The 20,291-nt window shown below is 49.8% G+C and carries 16 protein-coding genes; 8 read left to right on the top strand and 8 right to left on the bottom strand.

Features of this window, described 5'->3' with window-relative positions; all coding sequences use genetic code 11:
* Positions 1 to 129: 129 nt before the first annotated feature.
* The 7 genes from F1593_RS00210 to nagA all read right to left on the bottom strand — a co-directional run bounded on the left by F1593_RS00210 (position 130) and on the right by nagA (position 9,792).
* Positions 130 to 1,218 carry an ABC transporter ATP-binding protein gene (locus tag F1593_RS00210; RefSeq protein WP_149399101.1) on the bottom strand — a complete coding sequence of 363 codons (1,089 nt, stop codon included), beginning with the start codon at positions 1,216 to 1,218 and terminating at the stop codon, positions 130 to 132.
* The gene (locus F1593_RS00215; RefSeq protein WP_149399103.1) at positions 1,215 to 2,357 is read right to left on the bottom strand and encodes an ABC transporter ATP-binding protein; all 1,143 of its coding nucleotides are present in this window, start codon (positions 2,355 to 2,357) and stop codon (positions 1,215 to 1,217) included. The genes F1593_RS00210 and F1593_RS00215 overlap by 4 nt, the downstream gene beginning before the upstream one ends.
* Positions 2,357 to 3,370, bottom strand: coding sequence for an ABC transporter permease (locus F1593_RS00220; RefSeq protein WP_149399105.1), 1,014 nt, complete (start codon positions 3,368 to 3,370; stop codon positions 2,357 to 2,359). The genes F1593_RS00215 and F1593_RS00220 overlap by 1 nt, the downstream gene beginning before the upstream one ends.
* A 6-nt stretch (positions 3,371 to 3,376) precedes the next feature.
* The gene (locus tag F1593_RS00225; protein ID WP_149399107.1) at positions 3,377 to 4,372 is read right to left on the bottom strand and encodes an ABC transporter permease; all 996 of its coding nucleotides are present in this window, start codon (positions 4,370 to 4,372) and stop codon (positions 3,377 to 3,379) included.
* Between the two features lie 236 nt (positions 4,373 to 4,608).
* On the bottom strand, positions 4,609 to 6,294 hold the full coding sequence (locus F1593_RS00230; RefSeq protein ID WP_235932450.1) for an ABC transporter substrate-binding protein: 1,686 nt from the start codon (positions 6,292 to 6,294) through the stop codon (positions 4,609 to 4,611).
* Positions 6,295 to 6,986: 692 nt separating this feature from the next.
* Positions 6,987 to 8,216, bottom strand: a complete 1,230-nt coding sequence (locus F1593_RS00235) for a glycoside hydrolase family 10-like protein (protein ID WP_149399109.1) — start codon at positions 8,214 to 8,216, stop codon at positions 6,987 to 6,989.
* Between the two features lie 385 nt (positions 8,217 to 8,601).
* Positions 8,602 to 9,792, bottom strand: a complete 1,191-nt coding sequence (gene nagA, locus F1593_RS00240) for an N-acetylglucosamine-6-phosphate deacetylase (protein WP_149399112.1) — start codon at positions 9,790 to 9,792, stop codon at positions 8,602 to 8,604.
* A 747-nt stretch (positions 9,793 to 10,539) separates the two neighbouring features.
* On the opposite strand from nagA, the gene F1593_RS00245 reads away from it, so the two are divergent.
* From F1593_RS00245 to F1593_RS00265, 5 genes are all read left to right on the top strand, one after another.
* Positions 10,540 to 11,286 carry a GntR family transcriptional regulator gene (locus F1593_RS00245; RefSeq protein WP_149399114.1) on the top strand — a complete coding sequence of 249 codons (747 nt, stop codon included), beginning with the start codon at positions 10,540 to 10,542 and terminating at the stop codon, positions 11,284 to 11,286.
* 137 nt (positions 11,287 to 11,423) lie between these two features.
* Entirely contained in the window at positions 11,424 to 12,356 is a 933-nt protein-coding gene (gene murQ / locus F1593_RS00250; protein WP_149399116.1) for an N-acetylmuramic acid 6-phosphate etherase, read from the top strand.
* A complete protein-coding gene (locus F1593_RS00255) occupies positions 12,353 to 13,321 on the top strand; it encodes an N-acetylglucosamine kinase (RefSeq protein ID WP_149399118.1) in 969 nt (322 codons plus the stop codon). Before murQ ends, F1593_RS00255 begins: the two co-directional genes overlap by 4 nt.
* Before the next feature lie 28 nt (positions 13,322 to 13,349).
* Entirely contained in the window at positions 13,350 to 14,981 is a 1,632-nt protein-coding gene (gene nagZ, locus F1593_RS00260; protein ID WP_149399120.1) for a beta-N-acetylhexosaminidase, read from the top strand.
* Positions 14,982 to 15,019: 38 nt separating this feature from the next.
* Positions 15,020 to 15,973 (top strand): GNAT family N-acetyltransferase, encoded by a 954-nt coding sequence (locus F1593_RS00265; RefSeq protein ID WP_149399122.1) that lies wholly within the window; start codon positions 15,020 to 15,022, stop codon positions 15,971 to 15,973.
* Positions 15,974 to 16,460: 487 nt separating this feature from the next.
* Here the strand turns inward: F1593_RS00265 and F1593_RS00270 are convergent, their stop codons facing one another.
* Positions 16,461 to 17,486, bottom strand: a complete 1,026-nt coding sequence (locus F1593_RS00270) for an alpha/beta hydrolase (protein ID WP_149399124.1) — start codon at positions 17,484 to 17,486, stop codon at positions 16,461 to 16,463.
* 277 nt (positions 17,487 to 17,763) lie between these two features.
* Between F1593_RS00270 and F1593_RS00275 the strand changes: the two genes are divergently transcribed.
* From F1593_RS00275 to F1593_RS00285, 3 genes are all read left to right on the top strand, one after another.
* The gene (locus tag F1593_RS00275; protein WP_172631770.1) at positions 17,764 to 18,543 is read left to right on the top strand and encodes a HipA family kinase; all 780 of its coding nucleotides are present in this window, start codon (positions 17,764 to 17,766) and stop codon (positions 18,541 to 18,543) included.
* Positions 18,521 to 18,904, top strand: a complete 384-nt coding sequence (locus F1593_RS00280) for a DUF3037 domain-containing protein (RefSeq protein ID WP_149399128.1) — start codon at positions 18,521 to 18,523, stop codon at positions 18,902 to 18,904. Before F1593_RS00275 ends, F1593_RS00280 begins: the two co-directional genes overlap by 23 nt.
* A gap of 256 nt (positions 18,905 to 19,160) precedes the next feature.
* Positions 19,161 to 20,150, top strand: coding sequence for an aldo/keto reductase (locus tag F1593_RS00285; RefSeq protein ID WP_149399130.1), 990 nt, complete (start codon positions 19,161 to 19,163; stop codon positions 20,148 to 20,150).
* Positions 20,151 to 20,291 lie beyond the last annotated feature (141 nt).

Genomic DNA, 20,291 nt, shown 5'->3' on the forward strand with positions numbered 1-20,291 from the left:
AGCATAACCCTGCATGCGAGGAGAATGCACAGTAGCGTGTGCATCTCCTCTCAATAGCTCCGCCCTCCCGTTGAGGACGGAGCTTTTTGCTCACGTGTAGACATATGCCGACGCATGTGCGACTTTTTATTACGATTGCGCGGCGGGAGCCGTGGTCTGCTGCTGGATGGTTTGATCGGTATAGAGGAAACAATTGGTCCAATGTCCATTCCCTAACTCCGTACGAGCGGGAAAGTGTTGCTTACAGACAGGCATGGCATGTGGACAGCGAGGATGAAAACGACATCCTTCAGGAGGATTGATCAGGCTGGGAATTTCACCACGCGCATGCACCTCTTCGGACAATCCATGGCCCTGAGCCTTAATGCGATCAGGATCGGGCGCAGCCGCCAGTAAGAGTTGCGTATAGGGATGTTTCGGCGTTTGAATGACGGCCTCACTGGGACCACCTTCAACCATCTGACCCGCATACATTACCAGCGTATTTTCCGCGAAATAACGCGCACTGGCAATATCGTGCGTAATAAATAACAGGGCCAGTTGCTCTTCTTTCTTTAAGCGCAGCAACAAGTTGAGGATGTCCAAACGGATGGATACGTCCAGCATTGAAACTGGCTCATCAGCCAGCAGAACTTCAGGATGTACGGCGAGCGCGCGGGCAATTGCGATACGTTGCCGCTGTCCTCCACTTAATTGATGCGGAAATTTCTGGATAAATTGTTCCGCTGGACTCAAGCTGACACGCCGCAATAAGGCCAGTACCTGCTCCGTTACTTCATCTTCAGTATGGGCATGCCCGAATAGACGCAAAGGACGGCTCAGATGATAGCGTACATCGTGAATAGGATTGAGGGAGGCAAAAGGATCCTGAAAAATAAGTTGGACATGCCGACGATATTGGCGCAGGACCGCTGCCCGATGGCTCTGTAACTTGATTGGCTCACCCCGAAAACTGATTTCACCAGAGGTTGGATCATAGAGACGTGCCAGCATACGTGCAACCGTGGTTTTGCCGCTTCCACTCTCTCCGACCAGGGCCGTCGCCTGTCCTGGATAGAGCTCGAATGTGGCATCCTCAACGGCATGGACAACCTTGCGCGGTGCAAATAATTTGAAATCGTTAATCGGAAATTCTTTGCGCAGATGATTAGCCACCAGCACAGGCTCTTCCATCCTGTTAGAACCTGTTGGGTCATATGCTTGATTTATGGTACTCATTCGATACTTCCTCCAACGCTTCTCTGCGCTAAATTTTCATACCCAGAGGCCAGATCCTGCGTTGCGGGTGCTGGTGACGACAGAGCAGGATTATATAAATGGCAAGCCGCCAGTTGATCAGGCGTTGCTCGTACAGCAGGACTCAACGGCGGAGTGATGTGGTTACAGGACTCGAACGCGAAGGGACAACGATCCCGGAATGAACAGCCTTCGGCGAGCGTGCGCAAATCGGGCGGTGAGCCAGGAATGCCTACCATGATACGCTGTGGTCCATGCAGAGTGGGAAAGGAATTCAAGAGGCCATAACTATAGGGATGGCGGGGATGCAGATAGATATCACTACTTTTGGCCTTCTCAACCATCTTGCCCGCATACATGATGGCGACATTATCCGCCAGTTCTATCAGCAATGACAGGTCATGCGTAATAAAGATCAACGCCGTAGAGAGTTCTTTACAGAGGCTACTGATCAACTGCAAAATCTCGCGCTGCACCACCACGTCCAGAGCGGTTGTTGGCTCGTCCATAATAATAAGTTCTGGTTGCAGGGCCAGTGCAATCGCAATTACGGCACGCTGACGCATCCCACCACTGAGTTCATGGGGATAACTCTTCAGGCGATCAGGAGCGATACCGACCATCTCAAAGAGTTCAGCGGCACGACGTTTGCGTGCATCGGCTTTCATATTACGACGATGAGTAGCCAGTACATCCATGATCTGATTACCTACCGTCATAACAGGATTCAGTGCATTCATCGCGCTCTGAAAAACAATCGAGAGTTCATTCCAACGAAATTCACGCAGATCCCGTGGCGACAATTGCAGCACGTCAATCGCCCCGCGTGCATCAGTCGCGCGCACATGGCGAGGCAGACGCGTACTACCATCGGTGCGTGCGCCTGCGTAATAAAGAACTTCTCCTCCGGTAATGTATGCAGGTGGTCGCAATAAACGCGCCACTGCATAGGCTAACGTCGATTTACCACACCCACTTTCCCCGGCCAACCCCAGGATTTCTCCGCGTCCGAGACGAAAATTGACATTACGCACAGCGTGCACCGCGCCATTTGCCGCCAGATAATCAACACTCAGATCGTTCACTTCCAGGAGTGTTTTTGTGTCTGCCTGTGTCGCCATTATGCTATCACCTTTTTCTCTCTCACCAACTTTGGTATCTTCTCTTGCCGCAAACGAGGATCGGCAATCTCATCGATACCAAAATTTATCAGGGATAAACCCGCTCCCAGCACAGCGATACATATGCCCGGTGGCACGAACCACCACCATAAACCTGAAATCAGGGCATTATCTTTTTGCGCCCAATAGAACATTGCTCCCCAACTGATACCGTTTGGATCGCCTAAACCCAGAAATTCTAGAGAAGCAGATGCCAGTATAACATAAAGCGTGGTACTTACAAAATTAGCTGCGACAATCGAGATTTCATTCGGAAAGATCTCAAAGAATATAATGCGCCAGATCGTCTCTCCATTAGATTTGGCGGACGAAACAAACTCACGACTGCGCATTGAGAGCGTCTGAGCACGCAATACTCTGGCGCCCCAGGACCAACTGGTCACAATAATCACAGCCGCAACTGTCTGAGGTCCGCGTGGAAAGTAGGAGGCCAGCACAATTGCCAGTGGCAGGGCTGGCAAAACCAGAAATACATTCGTCAATAAGGAAAGAAATTCATCGACCGCACCCCCAAAGTAGCCACCGACTAATCCTACCAAAATAGAGATTATAGTGACAGCAATACCCGTCAAGAAGCCCCAGAAGATCGAGGAGCGGGTCCCTACGACCAGTTGCTTGAAGATATCCTGTCCCAATGCGGTGGTTCCCAATGGATGTGCCGCAGATGGCGCGGCCTGCGCATCCATCGATAGAAGATTAGGATCGGTATGCACAAAGAGGGGACCAAATGCGGCAACCAGTATAAAAAACAGCACAATGATGAGGCCAATGGCGACTTTCTTGTTCTTGGTGCTTTCATGCCAGACCACTTGCGCACCCCGCCCGGCACGCTCGTACCAGGGACGCCGTAAGGCACGCACCATCTCACGTTCGGGGGTGAGGGGATTATCCTGCTTGATCTGCTTTGCAGTTGAGTTAGAGCCCTGCGAAAACTGCGACGAGGATGTATTCATGATAAGTTAAGCGCTCCTTTCCTGTCGCACCCGCGGATCAAGTGCTACAAATGCCAGATCAGCGAGAAAGTTGGCTCCCAGTACCGCCAGCGCAATAAACAAGAAGATGGCCTGTAACAATGGATAGTCCTGTCCTTGTACGGCCTGCAAGAGAGAAAAACCAATCCCTGGATACGAAAAGACAATTTCAGTCAATAATTGACCACCCACGATGGTTCCCAGGGCCAGCGCAAAGCCAGTAATATTCGGTAAGATCGCATTACGCGCCGCATAGAAGAACATCACGCGTCCCTTCGTGAGACCCTTGGCATTCGCCATCAACACATAATCCTCTGAGAGCGTCGTGATCATCGTATTGCGCATCACCAACAACCAACCCGCGATAGAGGAGAGCACAATCGTCAAAGCTGGCAAGATAGCATGATACACGGCGCTGAAGATAAAGGCCGAATTCCAGCCCACATCCAGGCTCGTATCATAGCCATCGGAAAAGGGGAACCAGTTCAGGGTGAACCCAAATACATAGAGGATAATCAGGGCCAGCCAGAAATAGGGAATCGCTGACAGAAACGTCATTGCGGGTGCCAGAAAGGTATCCACAAAAGATCCACGCTTCCAGGCCATGATGACGCCCAGTAAACAGCCCAGCGCAAAACTGATAATGACCGCAACCGCGCCAAGAATCAGCGTCCAGACAATGTTCTGACCAATAATGGTAATCACGGGAGTAGGATATTCGATGTAAGAGATACCAAAATTTCCATGCAGGAGATTATTTAAATATTTGCCGTATTGTAACCAGAGAGAATCGGTGGTATTGACACCAAAGGCAGCTTCTAACGCCTTCTGGGTCGCGGGACTGATCGGGCCACGCCGCTCAAGCCGTGTAAGCATTGCCTCCGCTGGATTGCCGGGGGCCAGACGTGGAATAAAGAAATTGAGGGTAACCGATATCCAGATCGCTAGAATATAGAATAAAATGCGACGAAACAAATGGCGCATTCTGATACTCCTTCGACACATCATGAGCAAACTCAACAATGAGTACGTCTTCCTGTGTGTGACACTGTGGCAAGGAATAATGAAAGTATGTCAGACAGACATTGACGACGCCGACAGCACAGGTGACGTTGCTGTCCTCCCTTATTGCTGAGCAGGGGATGGTCATAAGAACCATCCCCTTTTTATTGCTCGCTCCTCTCTCGCGCGGGCCAGAGAAGAAAACGCGCCTCTACAACTTAATTGACGGGTGTCAAGTGACGAATGACGATCAAATCATCAGGGACAGCGTAGGCGGCGCCTACAGCGTAAGGATTGCTTTTATCGGGCCAGCCGGTAAAGTTTTTGGTGCTATACTCATACCAGGAAGCCGCATTCACCAGAGGAATATTTGGCAACTGGGTAGCATAGATTTTTTCTAACCCCTGGATAGCCAGCTTCTGCTTATCGGGATCAAGGGTCGAGGAGTACGCCTGCAGCAGTTTGTCGGTCTGGCTATCATTCCATTTTCCCCAGTTATAGCCCTTTGGTGACAGATTCACGCTGTTCAGATGGGTATCGTAGAGATAGAAGGGAGTAGGACCACCAAAGAGTCCACCGATCAGAGCATCAAAGTTGCCATTATTACGAGCATCAAAGTAGGCGGTATCTTGAATATCATCCACTGTGGCATTGATACCGGCATTGTGCAGATTTTGTTTGATAACAGCAGCCATCGTCTCCCAGTCGGTCCAACCATTGACGACTTTGATACTGAAAGACAACTCCTTACCATTTTTGGCGAAGATGCCATCAGAACCTTTGCTATAGCCTGCACTCTGCAACAACTGGGCCGCTTTGGCTGCATCAGCCTTGGCCTGCACAGTCTGATAGGTCGGATCAAGATAGGAATTCCCATTCGGCAAGATCAAGCCTGTGGTGCTGGCTGGAGCAACATAGCCGCTTTCCGCCTGCTGTGACAGTTGTGAACGATCCAGTGCCGCACTAATTGCCTGACGCACCTCAACCTGATTAAAAGGAGCCTTGGTCAGATTGATATAGAGCGTAAACATATCTGTGGGAGACATCCAATAATGATTGTGCGTGGGATCTTTTGCCACAAATGTCTGATCCAGGTTGGGCGCGAAAAACGAGCCCCAGTCAATTTGACCCTGCATCATCTTCAGTTGCAGTGTCGCATTGTCCTTCACGGCTGGATAGTCTAATTCATCTACCTTGATATCGTTCGCATCCCAGTAGCCAGGGTTTCTCTTGTATACGAGGACCTGGGGTGAGAACTTATTGAAGGTAAAAGGACCGGTGCCAATAGGATTCTGATTTTGGGTTTTGGTGGGATCAACATTTTTGAAAATATGCTCAGGAACAATCCAGGTTTGACCACCAATATACCAGAGCAATGGAGGATTGGGCTTCTGGAATGTAACGACGACAGTGTTGTCATCAGTTGCATTGACACTGCTCAAATAGGGCCAGATACCTTTGCTATCAGCGGCGGGATATTGCTTAAGCATGTTAAAGGTAAAGGCTACATCATGCGCGGTAAAAGGCTGTCCATCAGACCATTTGACGCCCTGACGTGTCGTGAAGGTTAATTGCTTCTCGTCAGAACTCCATTTGTAATCAGCCGCCAGTAAAGGAGTAATCTTACCATCATTGCGATTAAAGAAAAGAAGGGTCTCATAAACCATACCCTGAATACCTTCATTGACCTGGGTAGGATTATATGGACTTAATGCCGAGGTGAAATCGCCACCAACATGAGAACCGATATTCAGCACATGTTTTTTATCTGTTTTTCCCTGTGATCCACTACCGCCATTGCCACACGCCGCTACTACAAAAGCCATAATAACCAGGAAAGAAACTAGAGAAATACCTACTCGATATTTCTTCCCGCCGATCGATGAAAAGAGATTTGGAGCCACGCTAACCTCCTAAACTCCTGCATACTTACGTTCAACTTTTTACAACTCTGGAAATTCTGAACAGACACCGTGTCAAAGATATTAAAGCTACCCATGCACCCAAATCAGCACAGGAACGCAAACCAACCTCCAGAACATTTCCTGATACCGATCTAGCTTGCATCTGGTATTACCCCTGGTAGTCTAGACGACTAGACCAGAAAGAGTAAAAAACACTACTGCATTCATCGATAAATCATTCCTTCACGCCAGAGAATGCAGATAAACATATGCAATGCATTCGAGCGATCAACTTTCGTCATCCTCTATAGAATGATTTCGCTGTATCAATCTAACCCTGGCGAAACCTGATAAAAGAACAAAAGTGTAGTAAGAAAAAGAGTTTTCCAAAGATTGCTATCAGCAGTGTTTATAAAGAAACTTTACACTTATTTACTGGTAATGTCAAGTCATCTAGACCACTAGACATTAAAAACAAAAATTATAGATAGTATGTCCAACAAATATCCTCAAGGCTGAGCAGAAAATCACGAATTTTCGCGCCGTTGGCTCTCAAAAAAGTTGTTTGGCGTTGTGACAAAATGTACCGAACACATTTTGTCACAGCATATAAGAAGAAGAGTGCTGTCACGTTAGTGTGCGTATGTATGAAGAGAACAAAAATAGGGAAATCAAGCGCTTTGTAACACTTTCTAAAAATAGTGAGCCAGTTGCTCTTTTAGTTCTGGAGCAAGGCGTAAAAGATTCTTTAATCTGAAGAAGATGCTGCCCTGTATCTGGGGATAGCGCCGATTTAACGCTAACTGCTTTAGCAATTCCGCTGGCGGTGACGATGTAGGGGAGTTGCGACCAAATGTATAAGCAGCCTGCCCGATATAAAGTCGGACATGATAACCCGCCACCTCATGTGCCCACCAGGCCAACAAGGTTTGATAATCAGCAGGTGCGAAGCCGATATGCCAATAAAGTTGCGGCACGATATAATCAATCCAATGCCGCCGAATCCAGGTACGAGTATCCGCATAGAGGATATCGTAGTCAGTAACGCCAGCTCGTGTATGTGAACCAGTCGCATCTGTACTTTGATTGCGCCAGACCCCGAAAGGACTGATACCAAATTGTACTCCAGGTCGCACTTGCTTGATGCGCAGGAAAACCTCGTGTATTAACTGGTTGACATTGACGCGCCGCCAATCAGCCAGACTGGCAAAATGGCCCGCTCCATAACGTCGATAGGTTGCAGCATCAGGGAAAGCCAATCCTGCCACTGGATAAGGATAAAAGTAATCGTCGAACTGTACTGCATCAACGGCGTAATGCTGGACTACTTCCATGATGCTGTTGATAATCGCTGCTCGGACCTCCGGTATGCCTGGATTATAGTAGAGTGCCCCGCCATAGTGCACGATCCAATCAGGATGTAAACGGGCAGGATTATTAGCGGCCAGCGCCGCAATGTTACCATGCTGACTGACACGATAAGGATTAAACCAGGCATGGAAAGACAGGCCACGTTGATGCGCCTCGGTAATCATAAAGGCCAGGGGATCATAGCCTGGAGACTGGCCCTGTTGTCCCATCAGATATTGTGACCATGGCATGTCATGAGAAGGATAAAAGGCATCCCCCATTGGACGCACCTGCACCACCACTGTATTCAGATGCAGAATTTGTACCTGATTGAGCAAATCCCGAAACTCGCGCTGTTGAACCGCTACCGCCAGACCCGGACGCGAAGGCCAATCCAGATTAGAAACCGTCGCCAGCCAGACGCCGCGCATCTCAGGTGCCACCGGCCATTGCCTCCTGACAGCCTGAGTATGAGGAGATACGGTTGGCGACGAGACCTGCGTGCAGGAAATATTCGCTAATCCGCCTATAGCGACCAATAAACCCAACAGCACCCGAACAACAGCTTGCATGCTCTGAATACCTCACCGCTCAAATTAATACATCCTATCTAATCATAACTCACCCTTCCAGACAGGGTGGCTCCTACTGATCCTGGCGTGCTTGCATGCGTTCTTTTGCGTGCTCTACCATACCGCTTCATGAAGAGGAATGAAGAGGAATGAAGGCGCGTGGAGCCATCCGTAGGAGCCACCCTTCACGGGTGGAGGGCCATGACCCTCTCGCACTGGCTCTCCTTCCCGCCTGCTCTGGGGCGGCTTTGGGGCGCAATGGCCATTCCCCTCCACCCGTGAAGGGTGGCTCCTACGGATGCATCGGCGTTCCCCATGCTCCCTCTTTCCATTCATTTGTTGGAGTAGGTGCAGCCGCGGTGCGCACCTACAGTATTCTTCGAGATTAAAGATTAAGGCGTTGACGCCATTGATCCGTGACATAGCCGACCTGGCCGCGACAGATGGTCGCCTGGAGTTCCAGGTCTTTATTATAAATAACTAGATCAGCATCATAGCCAACTTTGAGCAATCCCTTGCGATCCGCGACATGCGCTGAACGAGCAGGATTATAAGATAACATGCCGGAAACATCCGCTAAACTGACCTGTGTAAACTGTAACATGTTACGTAAGGCTTGATCCAGAGTTAGCACACTACCGGTGAGGGTGCCATCGTTAAGGCGTGCGGCACCACAAATAACATGGGCCTCTTGTCCAGCAAATTCAAAGGTGGCATCGGTCATGCCAGCCCCTGCCAGGGCGTCAGTTACCACGATGGTATGCTCAGGCCCGAGCAAGCGTACCAGCATATCGATCATAGCGGGATGGACATGGATACCATCTCCAATAATTTCACCCAGTACCTGTTTGGATTGCACAATGGCCGCCAGCGGTCCAGGTTCACGATGCTTTAACTGGCGCATGGCATTAAAACAATGGGTGGCATGGGTAATACCAAGTTTGATAGACTCGCACGCCTGCTCATAATTAGCATCTGTATGACCAATACTGACGGTAACTCCTGCCTCGACCATCCTGCGGATCATCGCATAGGCACCAGGGAGTTCAGGGGCAACGGTAATTAATTGCAGATACCCTTTCGTCAGGGATAAAATATGCTCGGTCTCTTCCGGTTCTGGCTGCCGCAACCAGTAGGGGGGATGCGCTCCACGCTTGTGCAGGCTGATATACGGACCCTCAAGATGAATACCGACCGGCTCTGCGCCGCTTTCGCGCCGTGGCTGTGTCTCCAGTTCAATCGCAGCGACCGCAGTACGCAATTGGGTCTCAGGCACTGCGTTTGGCGTGCCAACTACCGCGATCAGGAAGGAAGTCACGCCCGTAGTGGGAATCCAATGGCGATAGGCCCGGATCTCATCCACCTCCGTCGTATGCAGATTAAAGCCTCCGCCACCGTGAGTATGTACCTCGATAAAACCTGGCATGATAATAGTATCAGATGCATCGATAATATACTCTGCTGAATTACTCGTTGGTTCGATAGCCTGGATGCGCTCATCTTCCACAAGGATCGTTCCTTGCTCTCTATCCATTGTCGCGTCCACAAGGCGAGCACCGTGTAATGTATACCGCATTGAGTCTCTCTCTTTCACAGAATGTCTTTTCCAAGAACTTGACGATCATCGAGCACAATAGTGGTCTATACAATATGCCAATTATACCACCATACCTATCATCTCTAAAGTAGGAAATTTCTCTATTATTCAAGCTTCTTGCTTATACATAAACACAGTTCACAAGATATACCATATATCCGACAAAAATATAGAAGCTCTGCATATATATATATATCACTCTCTGGTAAGCGCTTTCCCATAACTAAAATGAAGGTAAGAAGCTATCAGAAGCATGCAGAGCATAGGAAAGAGCTAATAAGGCTACCAGCATAGCCAATAAGGAATATCAGGAGCGATGCTAAAGACATTCCGGTTAATGATGGATGTGAGTGACCATGAATAAGTACCAAATTATAGTATTTATTACTATACACTGCATACTCAAATCGCGTATACTATGCGTAAAGAGAGTAATGCATGCTACTATTTATCCATAAAAACAGAAAAAGTTTTATAAAGGATGAGAACAAGCAAAAACCTTGACGTTTCACAAAATATCTGTGATGATTAGAGAAAGGTATGTGGTATAGACGATATACCAATTATACCAGCCTGTTAAGAGGTGGGTATGAGATGGCTCTGTTATGATCGCCTATGCTACGTCATACCGTTTCCGTTAGAGGGGTGAGAACATCGGAGTGCATATCGACAGTTGTGATGGCACCACCGATCCTGCTTAGCCCGGAAAAAGATTGGATGCACTATATGAGTACTGTTTTTCGCAAAGGCCCACTGCCTCGCTACTACCAGCTCAAAGAGATTATGCGCGAGAAAATTCGACTCGGAGAATGGAAACCAGGTGATCTTATCCCATCCGAGCGCGAGCTTGGCGAACAATATGGCATTAGCCGTATGACCGCTCGTCAGGCCATCACTGAACTGGTGAATGAAGGACTCTTTTATCGTGAACAGGGTAAAGGAACCTTTGTGAGCCGCCATAAAATCACTCAACAACTCCTCCATTTAACGGGCTTTACCGAGGATATTCGTGCCCGTGGTCAACGTCCAGGAACCAAAGTTCTGACGGCGAAGATGATGCCCGCCGATGAGACGACCGCCGAACGCTTACGCATTAAGCAAGGTCAGCCAATCTTCTTCCTGCAACGTCTGCGACTGGCGGATGGCGAACCACTGGCGGTTGAAACCTCTCAACTCTCCTTTATGGGTTGCGAAAAATTGATTGAAGAGGATCTGGAGCACAATTCACTCTATCGCATACTGGAAACCAAATATGGCCTGCCCCTGGTTGAGGCTGAACAGGAGATTGAGGCAGGTCTGATCGATGAAGAAGCGGCCCAGGTACTCCAGATATCCGTGAATAGCGCGGTCCTCTTTACACGCCGCATTACCTATACCGAGCGCGATCAACCTATTGAATACGCGAAAGCGATGTATTGCGGTAACAAGTACACGTATTATACAAATCTGAAGCGCGAACAGTTGATGCCATAGATGGATAGAAGATATCCATCTATAAATTTATGATCTGTACGAGATGCACTGAAATAAAGATAAAACTCATTAGCGGTTACACCTACCCCTTCACTGTTACAGATACCACGATCTTTGCCTATGGAGGACGAATATTCATGGCAGATTTACCTCATCAAAACGAGACGCAGAACCTGGGAACACTTGCGACAGAATCCATTAATTCGGCATCAGCAGAAATTGATCGCATGAGCGCGCTGGAGATTGTGCGCGTGATGAATGCAGAGGATGCAAAAGTAGCACTGGCCGTGGAACAAGAACTTCCACAGATAGCTCAGGCCATTGAAGAGATTGCAGCTCGTATGCGCGAGGGTGGGCGTTTGCTCTATATTGGAGCGGGCACATCCGGCCGTCTGGGCATCCTCGATGCCTCCGAGTGCCCTCCTACCTTTGGGACCACACCGGAGCAAATCGTGGGCCTGATCGCGGGTGGTCCTATTGCAACAGCCAACGCGGTTGAGGATGCCGAGGATAGTCCCGATGCCGGTCGCGCCGAGCTGGAACAACTACACATCCAGGCCAGAGATACCGTCGTGGGTATTGCCGCCAGTGGGCGTACTCCATACGTACTGGGTGCGCTAGCCTATGCTCGTACACAGGGTGCCCTGACAATTGGGATTGCCTGTAATCCTTACAGTCCACTCACACAGCATACCGATATCATGATCGAACCAGAAGTGGGACCAGAAATATTGACTGGCTCAACGCGTTTGAAATCCGGCACCGCCCAGAAAATGGTTCTCAACATGCTCAGTACCGGCGCCATGATCCTGCTGGGTAAGACGTTTGGCAATCTGATGGTCGATGTGATCGCCACCAATCAAAAACTCGTCCAACGCGCCACAAAAATCGTCCAAACCGCTACCGGCCTGGATCGAGAACAGGCGGCTATCCTGTTACAGGAGGCCGACGGCGAGACGAAAACCGCAATTGTCATCGGATGTACCCATGTCTCTCCCACAATTGCCAGAGAACAACTGGCAGCGCATCAAAATAATTTGCGTTCAACGCTAGAAGCTCTAAAAAAATGATAAGTGCACAACAACCTCTGATCGAGCATGATCCCCAGGCATCCTATTATCTGGGTGTGGATGGAGGTGGTAGTAAAACGCTAGCCATTGTTGTCAATGCACAGGGCGAAGAAATCGCACGTGGCGTCTCCGGCAGTTCAAATTATACTGGCGTTGGCTTAACCACAGCAGTGCAGAATATTTATGATGCTGTAGCACAGGCTCGCCGATCCCTGGGAGAACAGGTCATACTCCAGCAAGCCTGGCTGGGCCTCGCAGGAGTTGATCGTCTGGCGGATCAACAGATTATCGAACCTCACCTGCGCGCCCTGGCCTCCACAGTCTATGTCACGAACGATGCCGAACTAGCATTGAGTTCTTTACCGGATGCGGTTGGCATCGTACTGATCGCCGGGACGGGTTCCATTTCATTGGGGCGCAACGCCCAGGGAATAACCACGCGCGCTGGCGGCTGGGGGCATATTCTAGGCGACGAGGGAAGTGGCTACGCACTGGGTCTTCAGGCTCTGCAAGCAGCGGTACGCGCAGCGGATGGACGTGGACCACAAACGCTCCTGTTAGAAATTATTCTGGCATACTGGCAATTACAGCAAGCAGATGACATCATCGGCGTCGTCTATGCCAATGAGGATAAAGCCCAAATTGCCGCGCTCTCCCGCTGCATATTCCAGGCAGAGCGTGCAGGCGATGCTGTGGCGCATACGATAGTCGAGAACAATCTGACTGAACTGGTACAGGTCGTCAAGGCCGTCAGTACCAAACTTGGCTTCACATCTGAGCAAGCCATCTCACTGGCACTGGGGGGAGGACTCATTCTCAACGAAACGAGCTTTCAAGAGCGCTTCCTGACACAATTACAGCACACCCAGGCCATTCGTGAAATTATCGCGGTTGAACAGCCAGCCTTGAGTGCGGCACGGAGCGTGATCCATCTCACAGATTTTCAGGATTGGATACGCGTTTAACTATTATTTCAGCAAAGGGGATCTTACAATGCCATCAACACCATCTCTGACAGAAGCTATGAGCCTGGAAGAATGTCTGGGCCAGGTATTTATGGTTGGCTTCCCTGGTACTACCGTGACCCCTGAAATTATCGATCTCATCAAAAATGAACATATCGGGGGCCTTGTACTCTTCAGCCGTAATCTGGAACATGCCAACCAGATCCAGACATTGACCACGCAACTTCAGGCGATTGCCCGTGAGGCCGGTCATCGTTATCCTTTACTGATCAGTGTGGATCAAGAAAATGGGATGGTACGGCGTTTTGGGGAAAGTGCAACAGTCTTTCCAGGCAATATGACGCTGGGAGCGATAGGCTCTACAGAGATGACGCGTGAGGTGGCCCAGGCTACGGGACGGGAAATGGCCGCCCTGGGTATCAATATGAATCTGGCCCCCGTTGCCGACGTCAATAACAATCCAGCTAATCCAGTTATCGGCATTCGCTCGTTTGGGGAAGATGCGCAAGAGGTAGGACGCCACGTGGCGGCAATGGTTGCGGGCTATCGAGATGCGGGTATTATTACCTGCTTAAAACATTTTCCTGGTCATGGAGATACCGCCGTCGATTCGCATCTAGCCCTACCCAGCGTCCCCTATACGCTCGAACGTCTGGAAAAACTGGAGCTTATTCCTTTCAAGCAAGGCATTGCGGCCGGAGCCGATAGTATTATGATCGCGCATCTGGCCCTACCAGCTCTGATGTCCGCAGATGAACTATTCCCGGCAACCCTCTCACCTGTTGTCGTCCATGACCTCTTGCGCCAGAAAATGGGTTATCAGGGCGTCATCATTACCGATTGTCTGGAAATGAATGCTGTATCAGAAACGGTTGGTGTGCCAGATGGCGCTGTAATGGCGCTACAGGCCGGAAATGATCTGATACTGGTATCACACCAGTATCCACGCCAGAAGGGTAGTCTTGAGGCTGTCAGAAACGCGCTAAGGACAGGGAAACTGAGTGAGCAAACGATACGTTCAGCCAGTGAACGCATCCTGAATTTGAAGGCTCATACCCTCTCATGGGAGAAGTTACCTGATCAGGCGGATTTAGCACTGATTAGCAATTCCGCTCACCAGCAATTGCGTGATAGGGCCTATGAACAATCCACAACGCTTGTACGAGATCAACAAAAATTGCTGCCACTTCATCTCACTGCTGAGCAACGGCTTCTGGTGCTTTTACTTCAGCCAGATGCATATACCGTAGCAGCGGATAAATCCGCTGCTGGCAATATCTTCATTGAGCAGATACGGCAGCATCATGCGCAGGTAGAAAGTATCACCGTTACCTCTCAAAATGCCGCGGAAATCCAACAAGGGATTGACCAAACGGTTAGTGGATTTGCTATGATTATAGTAGTGACAGTGAATGCAAACCTGGATCAGTATCAAGGGGATTTTGTACGGCATGTGCTTCAGACAACCAAACCGACAATTGGATTGGCTGTTTACAATCCCTATGACCTGCTAGCATTTCCGCAGTTGGGAAGCTATCTCGTCACGTATGAGTACACCGCTCCGGCATTGGGAGCCGCGGTACGTGTACTCTTTGGTGAAGTTGCAGCACATGGAAAGCTCCCTGTTAGCCTGCCCGGCTTGTATCCATTGGCGCGGTAGGACGCTGTATCATATCTAGCAAGATAAGGACAAGCAGAATGCAAGTCACCACCGAAAATATTCAGCCTTATGACGTTAACCGCGATGCTGCGGATGTCTATACGCTCTGGCAAGCGGCTCTCGGCCAAACATGGCCCATCACTCAGGAGCGTCTGCACAAAGTTCTTAATGGCCCCGAACCCCATCATTTTGTCGCTCGTGTCAATGGAGAGATAGTCGGTTTTGCCGCCACCTTCAAAAGTATTCGAGATGGGGAAAGAATCGGGCAACTGGCCGCGCTCATCGTCCATCCAGACAAACAGCGAGGCGGCATTGGTACAGCATTGCACGATACAGCACTTGCCCATTTCCAGGACGTGGAAGTCCAGGACATCCAGTTGGGAAGCATCACACCTCGCTTCTGGCCGGGAGTGCCAACCAATTTACCAGTCGCGGTGGCCTTCTTCAACGCCAGAGGCTGGACAACATCTGAGACCGTCTATGATCTCAGCCAGGATCTCAGCACGTATCGCACTCCAGATGCTATCGTAGAGCGTGTCAAAAAAGAAGGGATCACCATCACTGCGGCCACCAGCCAGAACGTAACGGATGCCCTGGCCTTTGAAGCCAAAGAATTTTCTGGTTGGCTTCCTCTCTACGAGCGCATCGCCGACCTGGGCGATTATCGCGATATCCTGATCGCCCGTGATAGCGATGGCACCGTCCTGGGCACTCTGATCATGTATTCCGCCATCAACTCGCATCCCGAACGGATCGATCTCATCTGGCAAGGCATTCTTGGGGAAGACGCAGGCGCGCTGGGTGCCGTAGGGGTTGCGGAAAGTGCCCGCAACCGAGGTATCGGCATTGCCCTGGTAGCGGGAGCCTCCGAACTACTCAAAAGCAATAACGTCAAAAACAGCTTCATCGACTGGGTCACACTGACCGACTTCTACGCCAAAGTCGGCTACAACAAATGGCGCAAATACAACTATAGCCGCCGCAATCTCTAACCACCTCCCCAAAAAATCCATGCCCATATGATTCAATTGAATCATATGGGCGCCATCTCTATGTAATGTACAAAAACGTAGGTGCGGGCCGACGTCGCAACGCCCCTTGCTCATACAACTATCTCACTCCCAACGCTCTGTTACATACCCCGACACATTTCTTGAGGTATGAATGGGCCTACCGGGCGAGATTATCATACGATTCACGGAGCACGGGCCTACGCTACGCTTCGTGCCACGCCCACGTTACCAATCATTACAGTCAATACAGATTATTGTATTTCTCCGAAAAAAGGCTGGAGGCACTATATAGTGCTTCCAGCTTTTAATGGATTGAATTGACCAGGTATATTCACGTCCCGTAATTAAGACGAACATCATCAATAATCGTTATGAAATAGGCCAATTGAAGATAGAGAACTTCAAAATGGATAGCCAATTCAGACGTGCTATGCCTCTTATTATTTTTTCCTGCTATAGGATAATGCTATGGGGTGAGGCGTTCAGCCAGGTACTTGAGGCTGACTGGATAGCGATATTCAATGGACGAATGAGTGCCATCAAAGAGTTCAAAGAAGATGTCTTTGACACCGATGCGCTTGAGCTCATTGTAAAAAGCGGTTGCCCCCAGATCCAGGAAGTATTGATCCCGATTGCCCGCATCGATATAAATGGCTTTCATGGTGCGTAAGGATGCGGCGTGCTTAGGGGCCATGCGTACAGGGTCCCAGGCCAGCCAGCGCTCCCAGATCTCGGGAATGAGTTCACCAGTACTGGTATCATAGGGCAGATGGATGGTTCCATCAGGATCAGCAGAATAGCAAGCAGCCATACAGAGATCATTCATGGGGCCTTCGTCACCGCTCTGAGTGAAGGCCACACGGCTCTGGAAGCTTTGCCAGAACTTGTCGATTGATCCATCGTAACGTGAACGCAATGTGCGCACAGATTGACGGAAATCAGGAAGGTAGCAGGTCTCAAAGAGGGCATCACCCGCATGGGTCGCTAATCCACCCCAGAGATCGGGACGCAACATCGGCGTGATCATTGATCCATAGCCACCACTGGATTTGCCAGCGATACCGCGATGGTCACGCGCTGGCAACGTACGATAATGAGTATCCACCCAGGGTACAATCTCATCACACAGATAGGTATGATACTTTCCGGTCGCTGGCGAATCCACAAACTGACTGCCACCATACGAGGTCCAGCAATCCACCCAGACAATGATACAGGGGGGTGCCTCTTTGCGGGCAAACAACTCATCTGCTAATTCGGGAAAATTCTTGCGAAACGCCGAACGGTTGCGCCACATATCCAACTGTCCTGTCAGGCCCTGGATCATGTAGACCGATGGATAGCGTCGCTCAGGCTCATCGTCATAGCCAGGTGGTAGATAGATCCATAATGGACGCTCAAAGGGATCGTGCAGCGGATTATCTTTGAGCACCGTGCTTTCAAATACAACTTCATCGAAGCGCCCACTGAGCGGAGCAAACCATGGTAACATACTACAACCTCCTCAAGAGCATATCCATCAGCATACTCTTTTCAGGAACGTCCTTCCCATTGGCAAGGAAGAACCAGACAAACAGCCATATCTTTCAAGTGTAACATTTTTCTCAAACATTGACACAGATCTATTCTATCCGGTTGCGCTCAGGTGGAATATTGATCGACTATCAATTGTGCATTATGCTGCGCTTGAATGGTCTGAATAGCGGCCAGACAGACCGGGAATAATCAGTGTACAGCCGGGCTTAGTGTGTGCTAGAATATTATTTATGCTGAGAACAATACACGCAACACGCTACGTGGTGCCCTTCCGCGAAGGTGGCTCGATGCCAGCCCTGGTCGAGGCCAATGATGATGGACTCTATGTGCTCAAATTTCGCGGCGCGGGCCAGGGACCAAAGGCATTAATTGCCGAACTGGTCGCAGGAGAGATCGCCCGTGTCCTTGATCTGCCCATCCCGGAGATCGTCCTGATGGAACTCGATCCTTTGCTCGCGCGCTCCGAACCTGATTTTGAGATCCAGGAACTGGTAAAAGCGAGTGCGGGCCTCAATCTGGCCCTCGACTTTCTGCCCGGTGCCCTGCCTTTTGATGCACTGGATACCCTTACCTTCGATCATGAGCTGGCCTCTGAAATTGTCTGGTTCGATGCCTTCGTCTCCAATGTTGATCGCACGCCACGCAACACTAACATGCTCTGGTGGCATCATCAGATCATGTTAATCGACCATGGGGCCTCCCTCTACTTTCATCATATCGACACCAATTATCTAGAACGGAGCCGTAGCGCCTTTAGCACTATCAAAACCCACGTCTTATTACCGATTGCCAGTGCATTACCTGAAGCCGATCAACGCCTGAAGACACGTTTAACGCCAGCCATCCTGGAAGACATCCTCAGCATGATCCCTGATAACTGGTTAGAGAACGAACCGCAATTTGCCACACCGGCATTACATCGACAGGCATATCTGGACTATTTGCTGGATCGTCTGGCACATTCATCCAAATTTGTAGAGGAGGCTCTGCGTGCCCGCGACCAGCTCCTATGATTACGCAATCATTCGCCTGGTACCCTGTGTAGACCGTGGCGAATGCATAAATATCGGCATCATCCTCTTTTGCCGCACCAAACGCTTTTTAGATACAATCATCCATCTCGATGAAAAGCGTATCCAGGCTTTTGCGCCCCAGCTCGACCTTGAAGCGGTCCAAAGGCATCTCAACTATTTGCAGCTTGTCTGTGCGGGCAGCAAAGCAAGCGGACCAATCGGGCAATTCTCCCAATCTGAACGCTTCCACTGGCTCGTCTCGCCTCGTAGCACCATCATCCAGACATCCCCGGTCCACTCTGGCCTCTGCGAAGAACCCGCCCAGACAATACACAGCCTGCTTGAAAAGATGGTTCTCTAAACACATACTGAATCACATATATCTCAAGCAGCTCCACAAAAAACACAAGCCCTTGCTTAAGCAGGTTTGCAAAGGGCTGCAAGCCCTTGCCGAGGTTTATGGGGTGTCCCCATAAACTTCATTTTTCTTTTACGCGCCACCGCAGGGGGTGCCAGACAAGAAAAATGAATGTTTGCAAACCCATGCGGTTAGCGGTACACTATTTTTATCCCCTTTGACAATAAAGAGGTTGTAGATAGAGAAAAGGACCATTCATATGCAGTATCGTAGCTTTGGACGTACCGGTTGGAACGCATCCGAGATTGGATTTGGAACATGGGGCATCGGAGGTGATGCCTGGGGAAATACAGATGATTCAGATGGCCTGAAAGCATTACATACCGCCATCGACGAAGGGGTCAATTTTATTGATACTGCCGATGTCTATGGTGATGGACATTCCGAGCAGTTGGTAGCGCAGGTACGTAAAGCACGCAGTGAACCACTCTTTATCGCCACCAAGGCTGGGCGCCGCCTGAATCCCCATACAGCAACAGGTTATAACAATGTCCAGAATTTGACCGGCTTCGTGGAACGCAGTCTGCGCAATCTCGAAGTGGAAGCATTGGACCTGCTCCAGCTACATTGTCCGCCATCCGAGGTCTATGATATGCCAGAAGTCTTTGGCATCCTGGATGGGCTGGTTCAACAGGGAAAACTGCGCCATTATGGTGTCAGCGTTGAGCGCGTGGACGAAGCCATGAAGGCGATCCAATATCCCAATGTAAAGAGCGTGCAGATTATCTTCAATATCTTCCGACTCAAGCCAGCCGAAGCTTTTTTCGCCGCCGCCAAACAACAGGATGTAGCGATCATCGTACGTGTTCCCCTGGCCAGCGGCCTGCTCACAGGCAAATTTACCATCGACTCAAAATTCGCAGCCAATGATCATCGCAACTATAATCGTCACGGTGAATCCTTTGATCAAGGGGAAACCTTCTCCGGTGTCGATTACGAAACAGGACTACAGGCCGTCGAAGAACTGCGTACACTCGTACCCGAGGGCATGACGCTGGCCCAGTTTGCATTGCGCTGGATCTTAATGTTTCCAGAGGTTTCAACCATCATTCCAGGTGCCAAAAATCCTCAACAGGCCACCGACAATGATGCCACCTCGAATCTACCGCCATTGAGCGAGGAAACGATGCGCCGCATTCAAACCTTATATGACACCCGCATTCGAGCACAAGTTCATCAGCGCTGGTAAATATACACATATATATCTTGCAGGCCGTTCTCTTGCCTTACCACTAGAGTGCAGCCTGCAATCCAATCATCAAGCGATAGCATACAATTATTCTATATAAAAGGAATAACGCTTATTGCTTGACCTGGCGCATCGCAAGGG

It is taken from the genome of Dictyobacter arantiisoli (assembly GCF_008326305.1).
GTDB lineage: Bacteria > Chloroflexota > Ktedonobacteria > Ktedonobacterales > Ktedonobacteraceae > Dictyobacter > Dictyobacter arantiisoli.